Origin of the sequence: Acinetobacter tibetensis, from assembly GCF_023824315.1 — a bacterium.
GTDB classification, from domain to species: Bacteria; Pseudomonadota; Gammaproteobacteria; order Pseudomonadales; family Moraxellaceae; genus Acinetobacter; species Acinetobacter tibetensis.
On record NZ_CP098732.1, the window covers coordinates 406,725 to 424,807 of the forward strand.

Annotated in this window: 20 protein-coding genes; 7 read left to right on the forward strand and 13 right to left on the reverse strand. The window is 41.6% G+C overall.

The annotated features are described in order from the left end of the window. The first annotated feature begins 20 nt into the window (after positions 1 to 20). Positions 21 to 956, forward strand: coding sequence for a DMT family transporter (locus tag M5E07_RS01985; RefSeq protein WP_252221415.1), 936 nt, complete (start codon positions 21 to 23; stop codon positions 954 to 956). A 63-nt stretch (positions 957 to 1,019) separates the two neighbouring features. Here M5E07_RS01985 and M5E07_RS01990 read toward each other — a convergent pair whose 3' ends face one another. The 4 genes from M5E07_RS01990 to M5E07_RS02005 all read right to left on the reverse strand — a co-directional run bounded on the left by M5E07_RS01990 (position 1,020) and on the right by M5E07_RS02005 (position 5,304). Continuing rightward, on the reverse strand, positions 1,020 to 1,505 hold the full coding sequence (locus M5E07_RS01990) for a hypothetical protein (protein WP_116761914.1): 486 nt from the start codon (positions 1,503 to 1,505) through the stop codon (positions 1,020 to 1,022). Positions 1,506 to 1,582: 77 nt separating this feature from the next. Then, on the reverse strand, positions 1,583 to 2,632 hold the full coding sequence (locus M5E07_RS01995) for a linear amide C-N hydrolase (RefSeq protein WP_116761912.1): 1,050 nt from the start codon (positions 2,630 to 2,632) through the stop codon (positions 1,583 to 1,585). Beyond that, positions 2,629 to 3,786: a TIGR00341 family protein gene (locus M5E07_RS02000; RefSeq protein WP_252221417.1), complete on the reverse strand. Its 1,158-nt coding sequence runs from the start codon at positions 3,784 to 3,786 to the stop codon at positions 2,629 to 2,631. Before M5E07_RS02000 ends, M5E07_RS01995 begins: the two co-directional genes overlap by 4 nt. Positions 3,787 to 4,053: 267 nt before the next feature. After that, the gene (locus M5E07_RS02005; RefSeq protein WP_252221419.1) at positions 4,054 to 5,304 is read right to left on the reverse strand and encodes a YihY family inner membrane protein; all 1,251 of its coding nucleotides are present in this window, start codon (positions 5,302 to 5,304) and stop codon (positions 4,054 to 4,056) included. 112 nt (positions 5,305 to 5,416) lie between these two features. Here M5E07_RS02005 and wrbA point away from each other — a divergent pair, with 112 nt between their 5' ends. After that, positions 5,417 to 6,013, forward strand: coding sequence for an NAD(P)H:quinone oxidoreductase (gene wrbA / locus M5E07_RS02010; protein ID WP_116761906.1), 597 nt, complete (start codon positions 5,417 to 5,419; stop codon positions 6,011 to 6,013). A 68-nt stretch (positions 6,014 to 6,081) separates the two neighbouring features. Here wrbA and M5E07_RS02015 read toward each other — a convergent pair whose 3' ends face one another. The 4 genes from M5E07_RS02015 to M5E07_RS02025 all read right to left on the reverse strand — a co-directional run bounded on the left by M5E07_RS02015 (position 6,082) and on the right by M5E07_RS02025 (position 8,419). Continuing rightward, positions 6,082 to 6,450: a hypothetical protein gene (locus tag M5E07_RS02015; RefSeq protein ID WP_116761993.1), complete on the reverse strand. Its 369-nt coding sequence runs from the start codon at positions 6,448 to 6,450 to the stop codon at positions 6,082 to 6,084. Between the two features lie 243 nt (positions 6,451 to 6,693). After that, positions 6,694 to 6,927, reverse strand: a complete 234-nt coding sequence (locus tag M5E07_RS16345; RefSeq protein WP_350464058.1) for a diguanylate cyclase — start codon at positions 6,925 to 6,927, stop codon at positions 6,694 to 6,696. A 167-nt stretch (positions 6,928 to 7,094) separates the two neighbouring features. Beyond that, a complete protein-coding gene (locus M5E07_RS02020) occupies positions 7,095 to 7,670 on the reverse strand; it encodes a xanthine phosphoribosyltransferase (protein WP_116761900.1) in 576 nt (191 codons plus the stop codon). Positions 7,671 to 7,759: 89 nt separating this feature from the next. Continuing rightward, positions 7,760 to 8,419, reverse strand: coding sequence for a DUF3108 domain-containing protein (locus tag M5E07_RS02025; RefSeq protein ID WP_252223655.1), 660 nt, complete (start codon positions 8,417 to 8,419; stop codon positions 7,760 to 7,762). On the opposite strand from M5E07_RS02025, the gene M5E07_RS16320 reads away from it, so the two are divergent. Beyond that, positions 8,382 to 8,516: a hypothetical protein gene (locus M5E07_RS16320; RefSeq protein WP_265735816.1), complete on the forward strand. Its 135-nt coding sequence runs from the start codon at positions 8,382 to 8,384 to the stop codon at positions 8,514 to 8,516. The genes M5E07_RS02025 and M5E07_RS16320 overlap by 38 nt on opposite strands. 123 nt (positions 8,517 to 8,639) lie before the next feature. Here M5E07_RS16320 and M5E07_RS02030 read toward each other — a convergent pair whose 3' ends face one another. Continuing rightward, positions 8,640 to 9,323, reverse strand: a complete 684-nt coding sequence (locus M5E07_RS02030) for a hypothetical protein (protein WP_252221422.1) — start codon at positions 9,321 to 9,323, stop codon at positions 8,640 to 8,642. Positions 9,324 to 9,553: 230 nt separating this feature from the next. On the opposite strand from M5E07_RS02030, the gene M5E07_RS02035 reads away from it, so the two are divergent. Next, a complete protein-coding gene (locus tag M5E07_RS02035; RefSeq protein ID WP_116761893.1) occupies positions 9,554 to 10,435 on the forward strand; it encodes an energy transducer TonB in 882 nt (293 codons plus the stop codon). Here M5E07_RS02035 and M5E07_RS02040 read toward each other — a convergent pair. The 4 genes from M5E07_RS02040 to miaB all read right to left on the reverse strand — a co-directional run bounded on the left by M5E07_RS02040 (position 10,432) and on the right by miaB (position 13,891). Continuing rightward, on the reverse strand, positions 10,432 to 10,737 hold the full coding sequence (locus M5E07_RS02040; protein ID WP_252221424.1) for an antibiotic biosynthesis monooxygenase family protein: 306 nt from the start codon (positions 10,735 to 10,737) through the stop codon (positions 10,432 to 10,434). The genes M5E07_RS02035 and M5E07_RS02040 overlap by 4 nt on opposite strands. Positions 10,738 to 10,816: 79 nt before the next feature. Next, positions 10,817 to 11,299, reverse strand: a complete 483-nt coding sequence (gene ybeY, locus M5E07_RS02045; RefSeq protein ID WP_252221431.1) for an rRNA maturation RNase YbeY — start codon at positions 11,297 to 11,299, stop codon at positions 10,817 to 10,819. Between the two features lie 18 nt (positions 11,300 to 11,317). Next, complete coding sequence (locus M5E07_RS02050; protein WP_116761887.1) at positions 11,318 to 12,394, reverse strand: PhoH family protein; 1,077 nt, start codon at positions 12,392 to 12,394, stop codon at positions 11,318 to 11,320. Positions 12,395 to 12,433: 39 nt separating this feature from the next. After that, positions 12,434 to 13,891 (reverse strand): tRNA (N6-isopentenyl adenosine(37)-C2)-methylthiotransferase MiaB, encoded by a 1,458-nt coding sequence (gene miaB / locus M5E07_RS02055; protein ID WP_252221433.1) that lies wholly within the window; start codon positions 13,889 to 13,891, stop codon positions 12,434 to 12,436. Positions 13,892 to 14,245: 354 nt separating this feature from the next. On the opposite strand from miaB, the gene M5E07_RS02060 reads away from it, so the two are divergent. The 3 genes from M5E07_RS02060 (at position 14,246) to M5E07_RS02070 (ending at position 18,065) form a co-directional block, all read left to right on the forward strand. Continuing rightward, positions 14,246 to 16,204, forward strand: coding sequence for a lytic transglycosylase domain-containing protein (locus tag M5E07_RS02060; RefSeq protein ID WP_252221435.1), 1,959 nt, complete (start codon positions 14,246 to 14,248; stop codon positions 16,202 to 16,204). A 37-nt stretch (positions 16,205 to 16,241) separates the two neighbouring features. After that, entirely contained in the window at positions 16,242 to 16,907 is a 666-nt protein-coding gene (locus M5E07_RS02065; protein ID WP_116761880.1) for a ribonuclease T2 family protein, read from the forward strand. Positions 16,908 to 17,078: 171 nt separating this feature from the next. Beyond that, the gene (locus M5E07_RS02070; protein WP_116761878.1) at positions 17,079 to 18,065 is read left to right on the forward strand and encodes a malate dehydrogenase; all 987 of its coding nucleotides are present in this window, start codon (positions 17,079 to 17,081) and stop codon (positions 18,063 to 18,065) included. The last annotated feature ends 18 nt before the right edge of the window (positions 18,066 to 18,083 follow it).

Here is an 18,083-nt window from a genome sequence, read left to right on the forward strand (position 1 = left end):
GAATTGAGCTGGAGTAGACCGTGAGTGAGCGTCGGGCATTAGACAGTAAAGCATCAGGCATTATGTTTGTGCTGTGTATTATTTGGGGTTTGCAGCAAGTGATTTTAAAAATGGCTGCGCCAGATATTTCTGCTGTGATGCAAATTGCATTACGTTCAGGTCTTTCCGCGCTGATGGTTTATCCCATGATTAAGCTTGCAGATGGCGGTTCTTTATGGAGCCGAGATTATTTAGCCGCAGGTATTCTCGTTGGTGTATTGTTTGCTTCTGAATTTTTTTTGGTGGCACAAGCATTACGTTTTACCTCGGCATCACATACCGTGGTTTTGCTGTATACCGCGCCAATCTTTGTGGCTTTAGGGTTGCACTGGAAGCTCCCTTCTGAGCGGCTGAGTATGTTGCAGTGGAGTGGGATTGCACTTGCATTCTTCGGTATTAGCATTGCTTTTCTGTTTCATCCAACTGGTTCAGCAGCGGCATCGAGCACGGTTTTGTGGGGAGATGCCTTGGCATTACTGGCGGGAATTTTATGGGCGGCAACCACGATTGCGGTGCGTTTAACTAAGTTGGCGGAAGCACCTGCAACGCAGACCTTGTTTTATCAACTTTTGATTGCGTTTCTATTGCTATTTCCACTGGCATTTGCAATGGGACAAGCCAGTATTGATTGGACGCCGTTTGCGATTGGTAGTTTGCTGTTCCATACCATTATTGTGTCTTTTGCCAGTTATCTGATTTGGTTTTGGCTATTAAAAGAGTATCTGGCTTCTCGTTTGGGGGTATTCTCCTTTTTAACCCCATTGTTTGGGGTGTTATGTGGGGTTGTCTTGCTCAATGAAAAAATTGAACTGAACTTTATTGTTGGTACTGTATTGGTGATGTTGGGCATTATGGTGGTGAGTCTACAAGGCTGGGTGCAATCACGAAGTTTTGCAAAAGCTTTAAAATCGGATTAATTCCTCTTTAAATATTTACAAAAAAGCCTGTCATGAAGACAGGCTTTTAATTAAGTCAAAAAATTAAGGATGGTATAAGTTGATAAAAGCATGATAAGCAGAGGATTGTTGTCCATTACGATATACAGGACGGGTAATATTGCCTTTATCTGTCACCAGTTTTAATTCAATATCTTTGGCATTTTTAAACGTACTTAAGAAGGAACTAGGCACCACAATGTAGTTAGATGAACGATGAGGAACCATACGGCCAATGTATTCATGTGTGGTTGCTGCCGCAGGAACATAACTATAGGTTTTTTGATCAATTAAGAACACAAACTGCTGAATATCATAATCATCTTTCGCACTAGGTAAATAGGCCGTAACTTTTAAATTGCTACGATTTTGTTCGTTCCACGCTACTTTCACCGCAGGGCAAAGTTCATTTTGTTCACAGATCAACAACCCTGTAGAAGCGATATTTTGAGGTTGTGTGCTTGAAGTTGTACAGCCTACAAGCCCGATAGTGGCTACTATTCCGAATAGACTGGTTTTTAAAATATTCATGTTTAACCTTTGTTGATATCGATAGAAAACTAATGACACATCTTTTTCATAAATGAATGCTATGTGCCATGCAGTATTTATTCTTTTCCTAAAAATTGAAATGCTTTCGTGGTCTTAAAGTGCGTTGTGGCATCTCCAGCATAGACATTGGCTTGATCTGCACCTAAGTCAAGTTTCTGGAAAGGCGTAGTTTTAAAATTAATTTTCTTTAAATCTACCCAGAATGTATTGGGTGAAATTGCCGATTCAAAAAAATATAACAAATTTTTATGGTCAACAACCGTACGCCAACGTGTTGATGAAATATTTGGTTCTTCTTCTGTATTTAGACCGAAGGGAACCGAAGCATTTCGAATCACACTAAACACGCTAGCAAGGCTCTGTTTGCTGTTGGCATTTTTAGGAATGGCATTGACATAAAACGAAGCACGAGCAAAACGGTCTGAGGCACGATTGGTACCAGGTAAGAAAGTTGTTCCCCCAATTTTCTTCCAATATTCATTTAGTGCCAACTGTTCATCAAAAATAGGAGAATTGGTCATGACTTGATATTTGGCATTGTGATGAATCACTTGTTTACCATTAATGTATTCCACAATCGCACTATCTCCTGAGGCATCTGAAAGAGACAGGTGTAAGGTCGCAAGACGCTTTTCCCCAGGCACATTCTCTGTGACTACAATAAAAGGCTCTTTCTCTAGTGCTTGAATCGCTTCATTGACGGTTGCGTAATTATCTAAAACGTATTGTGCCCAAAGTGAAATACTTAAAGTGGGCTTTTTATTGTTTTTGACTTCTGGATATTCAGATTCGACCAGCCAGAGTAAGTTGGTTGTAAGTCCTTTTTCATTGATCCCATCGGTGGTGGAAATGTCATAACCTGTTGCAATTACACTGCCATATTTAGCCGTCCAATGAATAGATTGTGGCCCAGCCAAACCATTACGGGCGATGTTTTGCGGCATAATCCAGAGATTGGTACCAACATCGACTTTCCAGTCCATAGAGCGGGCTGTCATGATGTTTTGATTATCCCCATGAAAGACCACTCTGGTGCAGGCTTGAATGGAGGAATGGATGAGAAGCCCACTGGTTAATGTGGCAATAAAAAGTAATTTTTTTGTCATGATGGATCCTGCTGTGTGAGTGTTTTAATGGTTGGTTGTTCAGTCGCTATTGGATTTAAAGGGACGATTTTTGTGGGTTGGGTTTGAAGAATTTGAATGGGGATAAATCGAATTTGTACATAAGTAGGATGACCATTCTGGTCTGTGTTGAGTGTACGGTTTAATTCATTAATTTGCTGGGTTGAAGGAAGTGTAACGCCACGAATAAAGACACGCGCAAGCGTAAAGTTAGGCTGTGGATCAAACTCAACAGTATCAATAATATTGGTTTCATTATTTAACGTTTGGCTGAGTTGGTCGGTAATTTTAGATTTATACAGTTCATTATGAACGGTATAAAATAAATTGAAACTGAGATAAATGGCGAGGATGAAAAGAATAACGAGGCTGACCCTATTACGTTTGATGAACTCGAGGTATTTGCTAGAAACCTCTTCATTCGAGCCACGTCGAAAACCTGCAATCCAAAGTACCATCGCAGAACTGACTTGAATGGCAATAATATTAGTGAAAGTGAGCAAGAATGCATTAGCAGATAGCCTAAATTCAGCGCGAGATAATAAAATACCGCTTGCGACTAAAGGTGGCACCAAAGCAGTTGCAACGGCGACCCCAACTACAGCGACAGACAGGCGGGGAGAAACTGAAGCAAATGCACCTGCGGCACCTCCTGCAAGGGCAATCATGAGGTCCAAAGAGTTGGGATGTGTACGTGCTAAAATTTCATTGGTAATGCTGATATTGGGATGTAGAATGCCTAGTAGAAATCCAATCCCATAAATCATGAGCATACCTAAAACCAAGGTTTGCAGGGCTGTTCGGAATAAAATCCAGCGGCTATCAATTAAGGCTAAAGAAATTCCTGAAATTGGGCCTAACATCATGGCAATCAGCATTGCACCAATGACCACGGCAGTGGAGTCACTTAGCAGGCCATAGGCCGCAATAATCGCAGCGAGCGCATTCATAATGAAAAAGGTTTTACTCGGAAGCGCATCGGTCTGAATATTGAGGCGAACCTGTTTGTGGTCGATTTTTCTGGAATTTTCACGCACTGCTTGCTGATAGCGTAGCTTTTCTTTGAGGTTCTCAAACCATTGTTGTTCGGGTTTATCATCAACAATGATGGTGGGTGTTTGTTTTTTGTCTGTCATGGCGAATTCTCGATTGAATCACGCAAACAAAAGCATTGCTTGTGGATATTATTGGTAAAATTATGCTTTTAGATGATTTTATTGTTTAGTCTAATGCTAATTTTAGCTTTTTTTTTAATCGTTTTGTAGCGTGAAATTTAGATAATTAAAGTGATCCAACAACCGCTTTTAGCTGTTGGGCTTATTGCGAAATGAACAATTAATACGGCTGCATAGTCTTCATCTAGGGAGATGGACTACATTCCATCTCCCTTTGTTGAAATAGATTTAGTGCTGCTCAAAAATGCTAGCCAAGGGCATTGCCAGTTTGGCGGAGAGATAATCATCCGCTTCTTCAAACCTTGGACCAATCCGCTGCATCCACTCATGGTCATCGGCATGAATGTTTTTAACGTCAGGACGGCGTGGTAGTGGATAGGGGAGTGATTTATAAAAACTCCAAAAATCAACCTGCGTTAAATTACGGACTAACACATATTCATTGTTATCGGTACGCTTCACTAAATTTTGCTGTTCTAGTAATAAAACATAAGTTGGCCAGTGCCCAATTTCTTCTCGACCTAAAACATCCAGCGCTTCTTTGTCGGACATGCTTTCACCACTTTGTTGCTTGATGTGAAAAAGTTGTAGGATATCGAGTAGCATAATCACAGGATGGCGCCGTTGTTCTTTTCCTGTGTAAAAAGCGGTCAGTGCATAACTAATTTCGACGCCAAGAAGCACAATATTCCAAGACAGAAAAATCCATAACAGGAAAATAGGTAGCGCGGCAAATGCACCATAGATAATTTCATAACTGGTGAAATTAGACATGATGTAACCAAATAAGTTTTTTAATAATTCAAAAATACTGGCGCTGAATATGCCGGCAAAGAGGGCGGCTTTAATTGGAACGCTGCGATTGGGAATGGTCCAATATAAAATAAAAAACCCCAGAATCGAGAGGGTAAAAGAGATGAGCCTGAGGAGGAAGGCACCATCGACTTCATAGCCTGCCAAATGGCTACTCAGTAGATTCATGGAAGCCACGGTAGAAGACAATACAAAAGCACTACCTAATATAATTGGACCTAAAGAAATAATCGTCCAATAGCGCATGAAGCCAATTATACCACCACGTTTTTCCCGAACACGCCAAATACGATTAAATACATTTTCAATACTGGTGAGCATCATGACGGTGGTAACGAACAGAAACAGTATCCCGATGACCGTCAAATTATTGGATTTATCGGTAAATGCAGTCAGTACTTTGTCAAAAGCAATCGTGGTTTTGGGTAAAAAATTACTATAAATCAATTGCTGTAGCTGTTGTCGAGCAGGTTCTAGGGCTTTAATCGAAGAAATAATCACTAAAAATACGGTTAACATCGGAACCACCGCAAACAGTGTGGTATAGGTTAAAGAACCTGCTTGCTCGCGGCATCGGTCTGCTTCAAAACGTCGAAGGACAAATAAAACAAACTGAAACCAAGTTTTGCTGTAAAAAGGCAGTCTTGTTAAATACTTTTCTATCATGCGTTTCTAGTCTCAATTTTTAATCATTTTATATACTTTTCAAGCACAAGCTTAACCAAAAAGTCGGAAAAATACCGTATAGTTTTCATTTTTAGCTTAGATCATAAATGCCATGCAACCTTATGTCCTTGTTTTATATTACAGCAAATATGGCTCTACCAAAGAAATGGCGCATTTAATTGCCAATGGCGTCGAGTCGACAGGGATGGCTGTCAAGATTCGTACTGTGCCCAATTTGGCTACAGTCGTGACGGAAGCGGCTGCAAGTATTCCTGCTGAAGGGGATATTTATTGTACTTTAGAAGATTTGCAGTATTGTTCGGGTTTGGCTCTAGGTTCACCTACACGTTTTGGCAATATGGCATCAGAAATGAAATATTTTTGGGATCAGACCACCAGTCTTTGGTTAAATGGTGCTTTGCATAATAAGCCAGCCTGTGTTTTTACCGCATCAGGTTCAATGCATGGCGGACAGGAAAGTACCTTGTTAACGATGCTTCCTCCATTATTTCATCATGGCATGATGGTGATGGGATTAACCAATGCGCAGGCTGCATTGTCGAATACCAAAACAGGTGGAACACCTTATGGTGCGAGTCATGTGAGTGGTCCACGCCATGATCAGCAATTGAGTCAAGATGAAAAAGTGCTCTGTACGGAACAAGGACGCCGTTTAGCCACCGTCGTACAAAAATTACAGACGACGTAAGTTTAATTTGAAAGGTCAGCATCAAGATGATGTTGACCTTTTGTTTTTAAATCAAAGCCAGTACAGGCTTATGATTTCTCAATTTTTTGCTTAAAGCGATAATTACATTTTGAACATTTGTAATCGAGAAAAATATTCTTATCAATCACAACACCTGCCTTCTTGCCAAAATAGTTGCCTAGAAAGCCCCCTGTAATTCCAACACTAATTCCACCAATAAAAGTGCCTACTGTACCGCCCACAATAACGCCCAGTGGCCCAGCTACAGCTCCAATAGCGGCACCTGTTGATGCTCCAGTGGCAGCGCCACCCACAGTTCCTGCTGCAACGCCTGCAGAACCCAGTAAAATCCCACTGGCTTTTTTCAGGTGTTGGTCATGGTCGCGTTTTTCAACTTCACTTGAACCACATTTAGGACAGAGAATCGTATTTTCCATAGATGATTTGCCTTTGCGTGCCATAAACTCAATTACGAGATACAGCAATTTTTGTCAAGATTTACGTGTCAGCAGAACCGCCATGTGCTGCTATGACTTGTATGAATTCACTAAGTCCGTAAATCTAGAGTGAATTCTAGCGAAAAAGAACAGTCATGTGTTTAATTGAGTTGTAACGGGGTGTCCTTCTACACGTCATTATGAAGTAAATATGAAGCATGGATACGCGTATTCGATTTCATCTTAAAGTTGATATTCTGGACGTCCTGCTTGCTTGGCTTGGTACAACGCATCGGCACGTTTCAATACCGTTTCCGCACTCAAGTCTGTAGCGCCTCCAATACTGACGGTAAAACAGATAACCTCTTCTAGATACGAAATTTTCAGATCTTCAATAGCAGCACGTATCTGTTTAAAGTACTTGATGGCATCTTTGGCAGAGTAGGTTGGTAAGATAATGGTAAATTCTCCCCCAATTCATGCAAGAGAATCATGTTCAATTAAATAAGTTTGCAGCATTTTTTCTGAGTTTTTCTAAAAAAAGATGAAACTGATCGGCATAAAAGTGCTGTGAGTATTTAGCGTATTGAGAATAGGCCAATAAAAAAGAGCGCTTAAGCGCTCTTTAAATACAGTATTTGAACTTAGTCGCGTTCAAATTCAACTGTACCATTGGTTAACGATTTTACCCGTGCCAAAGATTCAACACGGTAACCTTTTTCCAATAACAATGCACGACCAGGCTGGAATGATTTCTCAATCACAATGCCAATTCCCACAACTTCAGCTTGAGCTTGGTGAATCAAATCAGCAAGACCTAAAGCGGCTTGACCATTGGCTAAAAAGTCATCAATGACCAATACTTTATCTGTTGCGCTGATGTGTTTGTTTGAAATAGCAATCGTACTTTCAATTTGCTTGGTGAAAGAGAAAACTTTTGAACGGTATAAATCATCTTTTAAAGTTAAAGACTGATATTTACGTGCAAAAATGACAGGCACACCGAGTTCTAAACCAGCCATAACAGCAGGTGCAATACCTGATGCTTCAATTGTGATGATTTTGGTGATTCCAGCATCTTTAAACAGACGCGCAAACTCTTGACCAATCTGTTGCATCAGAACGGGGTCAATTTGGTGGTTTAAGAAAGAATCGACTTTCAGAACTTGATCAGAGAGAACGATACCTTCTGCTAAGATTTTCTGTTCTAGTGCATGCACGGGAGAATCCTCAGGGGCAGGTGCTTTTTCAAGCAAAAGCGTATTTTAAAAAGCACCCGAAAAAATGCAAGTAAAATTGACTAAATGGTCTAATTAGTGGGGCCTTTATATCCAGTTAACAGTAGACCGTAAGATGATTTTCCATCCTGATGGGTCACTTTTACTGGGAGATAATCCAATTTAGGAGCTAACCAGAAGATAGTATCACGACCAGGTTTATCATGTTTCATCACCACTTTAACGGTATCGAAAGTACCATAAGAGGTTTTAATTTTTTCAGAACCTTGTTTTATGAATTGGCGGGCTTCGACTTCTTTTGCATCTGCAATCAGGTAGGTCGATTTCATGCCGACACCTTTCAAGTCTTCACGAATTTGCAATTCGGCATTCAGCTCATCCAGTACGCCAGCCTTCCAAGCAAATGAACGTGCTTTATCATCTTTTTTGGTGTTAATGGTTTTGCTACTTGGATTAAAGTTGATACTCATGGTGTTATTGTGCACCAAAATTTTGCTGGTTCGGCTGAAACTATTGGAACTAATTTTGCCCCCATTGAAACCGAAACGGCTGGTTTCAGAAGCAGAAGCCACTGCACCTGCTTTGGCTGCAAAAACATAGGTCCAGTTATTTCCTGATTTGCTTAAGGTACGAGTCGCCGAGCCCATGTTCTTGCCATTGTAGTTAAATTGATAACTTGCTTGGAAGGGACTCATGGCGAATGCTTGGCTGGAAAAGCCAGTAAATAACAATGTAGAGGCAATGCCTGTTGTTATTGCTATTGTTTTTAAAACATTTTTAGCCATTAGTGAAAGTGTTCCTGTGAAGTTTAGAATAAGTGTATTGTAAAATTACACCCGTTTATTATGCCTATGTATTATGAAGATAAAATCTGCTTTTTTGTGCAAAGTGTATCTTTCCTGTAGCCTTTTTTCTTGGTATTTCACGCCAAGTTGGGGATGAAATCTGTGCTTACTTACGCTTTTGTTTAATGGGCGTGACGTGGTTTTCAGGAATGCCTTCATGTGCCCAATCTTCAATTTCATCTTCGGTCATTCTGCCAAATAAGGCGGCTAAATTGACATTGCCTAAAACCACCAATTCAGCTTCGCGCAAAACCGCATGATTGACATGCACTTTATTGAGTGTATCTAGGATTGAGCGTTTTTTACCCAGCCAACGATTCAGATCTAAATGTAATAAATCATCCTTCACTTTAATCACATTCAATTTTTCTAAAATCATGCCTAGAGGATCTTTATTCAAAATTTTTTGATAGAAAAAGATGGCAGCATTAAAACCCATTTTATGGAATACATTTTGAAATTTAGCTTCTATGACCTGCGTATCACTAATTTGCTCGAACACAATCAGTTGAATGTCTTTGTTCATTTCCATTTGTACCAGCTTTAGATCGACAGAGAGGGTGGTATAAATCCCTTTGAACTCTAAAGTAGCATAGAGACGTAACCAGTCATCATGTAGGTCTGCATGCAAATCTTTCAGCATTTTCACATTGTCAGTGACAAAGCGTTGGAAAGTCGCATTTAAAAAGACTTGTGAGAGTGGAAATTCACGTTCATCTTCAATAAAGCCTTCCGCTTTTTGGTACACTTGATGTAGCCGTTTAGAAATATTGGAAAGTAGCGTTTGCATAAAGGCATCCTAGCAAGTGAATCTACTGGCTTTTGATTAATTTTGCCGAATTGTATTTAAAATACAAAAATTCAATCTTGCAGTTTAGCAAAATTAATTGCACCATTTTCAGTATTTTAAGACAGTGATTCTGTTGTATTGATGAACGTCAGGTTTTTATCAACATAATAGCAACCAAGTCAAAATTTTACTGTATATGCAGTGTGGGGAAGGCAGTTTGTCGGTTAGTTATGATACTGAATAAAATAAATTATACGCCTTTATTGCGCGCGTGGTGGAAAGACCCGATTTTTACAACTGCGGTGGGCTTTGCGCTGGCTTTACATCTTGCTGTTTTAGCCATTGAATTTGCTGCACCCACGCAACAAGATGCGACAGTGAAGGAAATTGCAGTGACGTTACGACCAAGTGAACAAAAGGTTGAACATGCAGATTTTCTGGCGCAAGCAGATCAGAACGGTTCAGGAACATTTCGTGAAGCACATCGAATGTCGAGCGATATGCCAGCACCTATGCTGGAACAAAGTGCGGGTGAAAAGCAAATGGAAACATTGCAAAAGACCCAACAAAAACGTGAACTGAATTTTGAAGAAAAAGTCTTGATGACCACGCTCAGTTGGCAAAAGCAAGCAGAACAAACTCGTCGGAAAAAGGCGATGGATGAATTAAATAGTCAGTTCCAAGCCAAAGCTGCCATGGTGGCGAGTCTGGAAGCACAATATTTACAGCGCCAACAGAATTTCAGCCGCCAACAGAAAATTAAAACGGTCGATGGTATTCAAGCCAAACAAGATATTACAGCGGCATATTTAGAAAAATTTAGACAGAAAGTAGAATTTTACGGTAACCGTTATTATCCAGAGCAAGCAAAACAGCAGCGTTTAGCGGGTGAAGTTCGCTTGATGGTCATTCTGAACCGCAATGGCGGGATTCGGGCCATTCGTTTAATTGAAAGTTCTGGGCACGACTTACTTGATGAAGCAGCGAAAGCATCGGTACGTAAAGCAGCGCCATTTACTGGATTTGATAGCAAAATGAAAGATATCTCTGAGTTACGCATTGTCCGAACGTGGCGTTTTGACCCTGCTGAAGCAGAGTTTGAAGTGCATTAAATTGAATGGACTGAGTGGGAATAGTGGCGTTCAATCTTACAAATTTCTACACTAAACGATTGATACCATTGTTCTTTACCTAATTGCTGCGCCACTTGGTGTTCTGCATCTTGATGCCATGCCTGAATGTCTGCCAAGCTGTCCCAGTAAGACAATGCAATTTCAAAGTCTTGCTCGGAAATGGCTTCAAACTTTTGACAATTAAACTGACTCAGTGCTTTTTCACGTAATAACTGCGCCGTTTGAGAATATTGTTCATCTAAGGCTTTAATTTTGGCTTTAAAAATAACCACGTACTTCATAGTTGTCCTGTTGTATCTCTTTGAGATTTGTCATTGTGACGTGCATTAAAAAGCGAGCCGAAGCTCGCATTTTTAAAATTTAGTCTTGTTCTAAATATGGATTGTCAAAACCCAGTTTGGCTAAAATTTCAATTTCCAGTGCTTCCATTTCCTCAGCATCTGCTTCAGAGGTTTCATGGTCGTAGCCCATTAAGTGCAAAGTGCCATGTACCAGCATGTGCGTGAAATGCGTCAAAGGTGCTTTGTTTTGCTCTTGCGCTTCTAAAAGCACAACAGGAATGCAAATCACTAAATCACCAAGCGGAAATGAATCAAGAACTTGTGCCATTTCATCTGGCAGGTCACTTGGAAAAGACAACACATTGGTGGGTTTGTCTTTGCCGCGGTATTCCAAATTCAATTTATGACTTTCCGCATTGTCGACACAGGCAATACCTATTTCACAGTCACTTTGTGTATCGATATGGCGTAAGCTGGTTTCCACGATTTTTTTGAGATAAGCGCGTTTCAGTACCAACGCTGGGGACTGAAACGACTGTTGTAGAGAAAGACTAAGTTTCAAAATGAATCCTTAAAGCGGTTAATCTTGTGCATCCGCAGCAGCATCATTTTCAGCAATTAAGGCTTCTTGACGCGCTTTACGTTCTGCACGTGCTTCGGCACTCAGGCGTTGTTGTTCACTGTCCCAACCTTCGTAAGCTTCTACGATTTTTTGAACCAGTTGATGACGGACCACATCACGTGAATGGAAGCGGGTGATGTGAATTTCTTTCACATTTTCAATGACACGTAGTGCATGTGCGAGACCTGACTGCTGACCACGTGGTAAATCGACTTGCGTGACATCACCAGTAATCACCGCACGTGAACCAAAGCCTAAACGAGTCAGGAACATTTTCATTTGTTCAGGTGTGGTATTTTGTGCTTCGTCCAGAATTACGAAAGAATGATTTAAGGTACGACCACGCATGTAGGCCAGTGGAGCAACTTCAATTACTTGACGTTCAATCAGTTTCGCCACTTTTTCAAAACCGAGCATTTCATACAAGGCATCATATAAAGGGCGGAGGTAGGGATCGATTTTCTGGCTTAAGTCACCCGGTAGGAAACCGAGTTTTTCACCTGCTTCCACCGCAGGGCGCACCAATAAAATACGTTGGATTTCGTTGCGCTCTAACATGTCGACTGCGGCTGCAACGGCAAGATAAGTCTTACCTGTCCCCGCAGGGCCAATACCAAATGAAATATCGCTTTGCAGAATCCGCTGAACATAGCGTCGTTGGTTTGCACCGCGTGGATTAATCCGACCTTTACGGGTTTGTAGATAAACATCCTCCAAACCTGTGTGGTCATTATCAGAAAAGTCTTCTTGAATTTCACGGTCAGTTTGGCTGCCTTGAATCATCATGTGGATGACGTCGGCAGTAATTTGTTGAGAGGTTTCAGCTTCTTCATGCAGACGTTGCAAGAGTGTCTCGGCTCTTTCGACTGCATCAATCTCCCCATCGATGTAGAAATAATCACCTCGATGGGAAATTTGGACATCTAGACGTTGTTCAATTTGTTTCAAGTGACCGTTATAAGCACCGAGCATGCTCTTTAAACGCTCCATTGAAATACCAGGAAAAGTTACTGTACGTCGAATCGCTGCAGTCAAGAGAGTTCCTTTATGGTAGCTTGAATCTATACCCTTACATTACGCCACGTCAGGCTCAAGATTCAAGAGTTCACCATAAACAAAATTCAAAGTTTTAATCTCGGTAATTTCGATCTCAGCGAAACGTCCAACCCATGCTGCATCGCCGATAAAGCTCACGTAACGGGTGTTGTCTGCTGTACCAATCAGTAAGTTAGGATCTTTATCCGAAACTTTCTCAATTAATACCCGTTGTATGCTGCCGAGCATGTCATCCGTTTTTTTAATACTGGATTGTTTAATCCACTTTTGAACTTTGGCTAAACGTTCTTTTTTCACCTCTTCAGGTGTAGTGTCTTCAAGGTCAGATGCAGGTGTACCCGGACGTTTTGAATAAACAAAACTGTAGGAGTGGTCGAAGTCCATATCTTTGATGAATTGATAGGTTTCTTCAAAGTGAGCATCAGTTTCACCCGGGAAGCCAATGATGAAGTCACTTGATAAATGCATGTCAGGACGAACTTTGCGTAATTTGGCAATTTTGTCGATATACACATCAATCGTGTGGTTACGCTTCATGGCTTGCAGAACCTCGTTTGAGCCACTTTGTACAGGCAAATGCAGATGCGACACCATTTGCGGAAGGTCGCGGTAACATTCAATTAAATCATCATTAAATTCAAGTGGGTGCGAGGTGGTATAACGCAAACGCCCAATCCCTGGAATTTCTGCAACCAAACGCAATAAATCTGCAAAAGTACAGATATTGCCTTCGAAAGTTTCACCACGGTAGCCATTGACGTTTTGACCCAATAGCGAAATTTCACGTACGCCTTTTTCGGCTAAGGTGGCAATTTCAGCTAAAACGTCATCGAGTGGACGAGAAACTTCTTCACCGCGGGTGTAGGGCACCACACAGAATGAACAATATTTTGAACAACCTTCCATAATTGAAACAAAAGCCTTGTACCCTTCAACACGGGGTTCAGGTAAAAAGTCGAATTTTTCAATGTCAGGGAAAGAAATATCCACCAGTTTGATTTTTTCTTTCTTGGGTTTTTCAATTTGATCAAAGTGCTGATCAAGCATTTGTGGCAAACGGTGCAAAGTTTGTGGACCAAAAATCATGTCGACATAATTGGCACGTTTTTGAATATTGTCACCTTCTTGCGAGGCTACACAACCACCCACCCCAATAATCAGATCAGGATTTTTGTCTTTCAGCTTGCGCCAGCGACCGAGCTCAGAGAACACTTTTTCTTGGGCTTTTTCACGAATCGAGCAGGTATTCATCAGTAGAATATCGGCTTCTTTCGGGTCTTGAGTCAGCACATAGCCGTGCGAGTCGCCAAGTAAGTCTGCCATACGATGACTGTCATACTCATTCATCTGACACCCTTGCGTTTCGATATACAGTTTTTTAACTGATCCATCGATGGCTGGGGTGTGCTGTGGCTGGGTAACAGTGTTTTCTGAGGCAGCTTGGGCACCATTTGGAATGAAGGTTTGAACCGTCATGTAGGCTCCTAACAGGATAAAACGGAGAAACGTGTAACAACTGTATCTGCGTTGTGGGTTGGGAATAAAAAACTAGCCAACATTTACACGCATAGAAACAAAGGTTAAACACGATAGCAGTATAAGAAAGGCGCGTATTTTAGCAGGATTTATAGAAAAACGGACAGCTTTAAATATTGAAGCAAAAATATTGATTTATGAAGCAAAAATGCTTGAAAATTAATATTGCCTTATCAGAAGGTTACATAACACAACAACAGCGCTGCTAGAGAATATTCTAAACTAGCCGCATGAACGAAGTGTTTACATTGAGATTGAGTCGAATAGGTTGAAATAAAGGATGAAGGCGCACATATGTTAAATCGGTGGTTAGATAAAAAAAATTATTATCACGTACTTGCATGGAGTGTGGCTTCAATAGGCATATTAGGGCATGCCTATGCAGCAGATGAACAATTTAATGATGCTTTGCAGGCAGCCAATTCTGGCAACACTGAGTTATTACAACAATACCAAATGTCCATGCAAAATGATGCTTTGGGCTACTACCCAGAATATTGGGCTTTAAACGCCAATTTGGGCTTTCAGCCAGCCAACAATATTATTAATTTTGCGCGTCGTTATCCTCAATCGGCGATGGCGGAAAAATTAGCCGCAGATTATGTCGAAGAAAAAGTGAAGCAAGCCGATTTTAGTACTGCACAGCCTGTTTTACCTTATGTGACCAATCCCGATCAGGCAGAAAGTTGTGCGGTTGCCCAAGTGCGTGCAAAAACTGGGGATGCATTGGTTTTTGCAGAATATAAAGATGTCTGGCTGACGACCAATTCGCAACCAGAGTCTTGTACAGGTTTAGCACGACAAATGCTGTCGAGTCCTTTAATGACTCAGCAAGATAGGCAACAACGTCTATGGGGATTGTTGCGTGCAGGTCAATCGGGGCAGGCTGTAGCAACAGCACAGTCGTTGGGATTAAATTTAAGCCTAGCTCAGTTGAATCAGATTCAGGCCGATCCATTAAATTATGTCTGGTCTGCACCTAAAGCGAGTGCAGAAGAGCAAGCTTATTTAATCTTTGCGATGGGGCGTATGGCAGATAGTGATCTAGATGCCGCGTTGTCCTCTGTTCAACGTGCTGCGCAGGGAACACCGGAAACGGTACAAAAAGCCTTGTATCGTGCGGTCGGTTATATTGGTGGTACGACCGTAATGAAAAATAACTTCAAGCGTGAAGTATTAAATAATTTGGATGCCAGTTATGGCTTACCATTTAGCCCAGAAGAAGCTGAAATCTATGCGCGCCAAGCCATTCGTTTTAGTGCTTGGGAAAGTTTAATTCGTGCTATTGATGCCATGAGTGTCAATCAAAAACAAGAAGATCGTTGGCAATATTGGTTGGCCCGTGCGTATGAGCAACGCAATGATGCCAGTGCAAAACGTAGTGCGCAGGAGATTTTCCGTAAATTGGCTCAAGGCGACCAGTATCATAATTTACTGGCTAAAGACCATGTGGGGCAGCGATACAGCACGATTCCGAATAATGTACAGCCAACCAACAGTGACTTGCAGCGTTTGAGTCAAGATATTCATTTTAATCGGGCTTTTGCTTTACGTAATGTCAATGCACCTGATAGCTATGTAAACCGTGAATGGAACTGGGCGGTGCGCCAAGCCTATTTAAAAAATGATGATGGTCTATTGTTGGCAGCAGCAAAACGCGCAACCGATATGGGCTGGTATGATCGTGCCATTTATGCAGCAGACCGTACCGAGAGTAAGCATAACTATGCGTATCGTTATGCGATGCCCCATCAAAGCTATGTGGTCAGCCATAGTCAAAATGCAGGAATTGACCCTGCATGGGCATATGGTTTAATGCGTCAGGAAAGTCGTTTTGTTTCTAGTGCTCGTTCACATGTTGGTGCAGGTGGTCTAATGCAGATCATGCCAGATACCGCACGATTAGTTGCCAAGCAAATGGGTGAAACTTATAATCCTGCCGCGTTATCAGATATGAATACCAATATTCGTTATGGAACATTTTATCTGTCAATGATTAATAGCCAATTAAGCAGTAATCCTGTGTTGGCGACTGCGGGCTATAATGCTGGGCCAAATCGGGCACGTCGTTGGCAACCTGATGATCGCCCCCTTGCCGCAGATCAATATACGGAAACCATCCCGTTGAATGAAACCCGAGACTATGTCAAACAAGTCATGACCAATGCCACGCATTATGGGGTCTTGTTGAGACAAGGGGCTCAGTCTATTGGGAATCGTATGCAGATTATTCCTTATCGTGGTACGCCATAAATTTATTGTGTAAGCAGCATGAGAAGGTCGAGCATTCATGTGGTTTGATGTAGTTGAAAACACTCAGATTAAAGTGACCTGCCTAGTGATAGGTGGCTTGGGTCTGGCTGTTTGTACACAACTCACCCACGCCGCTTCTTCTGTTGCGCTCCATGGTTATGTCATGGAAATCCAAATGACACCCGCAACGTGTATGATGGATAGTCAACGCAGTAAACGACGCAAATGTTTGGAAGGGTATTCGCTGAATATTGTTGGATTATTGCCAGAAACAACGCGGCGAGACTGCGAGATTAACTCTTCTGCAACATTGTCTCCTTTGCAAGCCAAAGTTGTGGCTAGAGTCATGCCAGACGAAAATGCACGTGTTCAGCTTTGGCAATCGATTGGTGGCTGTGTGCCGATGGGGGCGAGTCAGTATTTTCGCACCATTATTAATTATGCAGAACGTTTGAAGATTCCAGCAGAGTTGTCTAGCCCAGAAACGCGAACTTTGCCACAAAGTCAAATCAAATTACAGTTTTTGCGTTTGAACCCGACCTTGCCAAGTACAGGAATTCAGTTGGGGTGCCAGAGTTATCGCGGTGAAAATTTTTTGACCAAAGTGAATGTTTGTTATAAAACCAATGGGCAATATAAACAATGCTCTAGCGCAGTTGTTGGGAATTGCCCAAGTCAGATCACGATTAAAGGGTCATACTAAGTTTTTTGTGACGGTTGATTTATATTTCCTATCAGACTTTTGTTGAAATTCATGCTCTTTTTTATGCATATCCTTAAGTATTGGAGTACAATCTTTGCCGTTTATGATAATTCGATGAAAACGGACAGACCCGTTTAATCATATTAACGATCCTCAATTGGAGATACTTACATGAAGCAACCTGTTCGCGTTGCCGTTACTGGTGCAGCTGGTCAAATCGGTTACAGCTTATTATTCCGTATTGCTAGCGGTGAAATGCTTGGTAAAGACCAACCTGTTATTTTGCAATTGTTAGAAGTTCCATTTGAGAAAGCTCAAGCTGCGCTTAAAGGCGTAATGATGGAATTAGATGACTGTGCTTTCCCATTATTGGCTGGCATGATCGGTACTGATGATCCTAAAGTTGCATTTAAAGATGCAGACTACGCGTTATTGGTTGGTTCACGTCCACGTGGTCCTGGTATGGAACGTGCTGACTTGTTAAAAGTGAACGGCGAAATCTTTATTGGTCAAGGTCAAGCACTGAATGAAGTTGCTAGCCGTGACGTTAAAGTGCTTGTTGTAGGTAACCCTGCGAACACGAATGCTTACATCGCAATGAAATCTGCTCCAGATCTTCCAGCGAAAAACTTCACTGCAATGTTACGTCTTGACCACAACCGTGCGTTAACTCAACTTGCGCAAAAAGCAGGTGTTGCAGTTTCTGACATCGAAGACATGACTGTTTGGGGTAACCACTCTCCAACAATGTATGCTGACTACCGCTTTGCAACTGTAAACGGCGAAAGCTTAAAAGACAAAATCAACGATGCAGTATGGAATAAAGATGTATTCCTTCCTACCGTTGGTAAACGTGGTGCTGCGATCATCGAAGCACGTGGTTTGTCTTCTGCTGCGTCTGCTGCGAATGCTGCAATCGACCACATGCGCGATTGGGCTCTTGGCACAAACGGCAAATGGGTAACAATGGGTATTCCTTCTGACGGTTCTTATGGTATTCCTGAAGGCGTAATGTTCGGTTTCCCTGTAACAACTGAAAATGGCGAATACAAAATCGTTCAAGGTCTTGAAATCGACGAATTCAGCCGTGAGCGTATTAACTTCACGCTTAATGAGCTAGAAGAAGAACGTGCAGCAATTGCTGACATGGTGAACTAATTTAATCTTTACCGATTA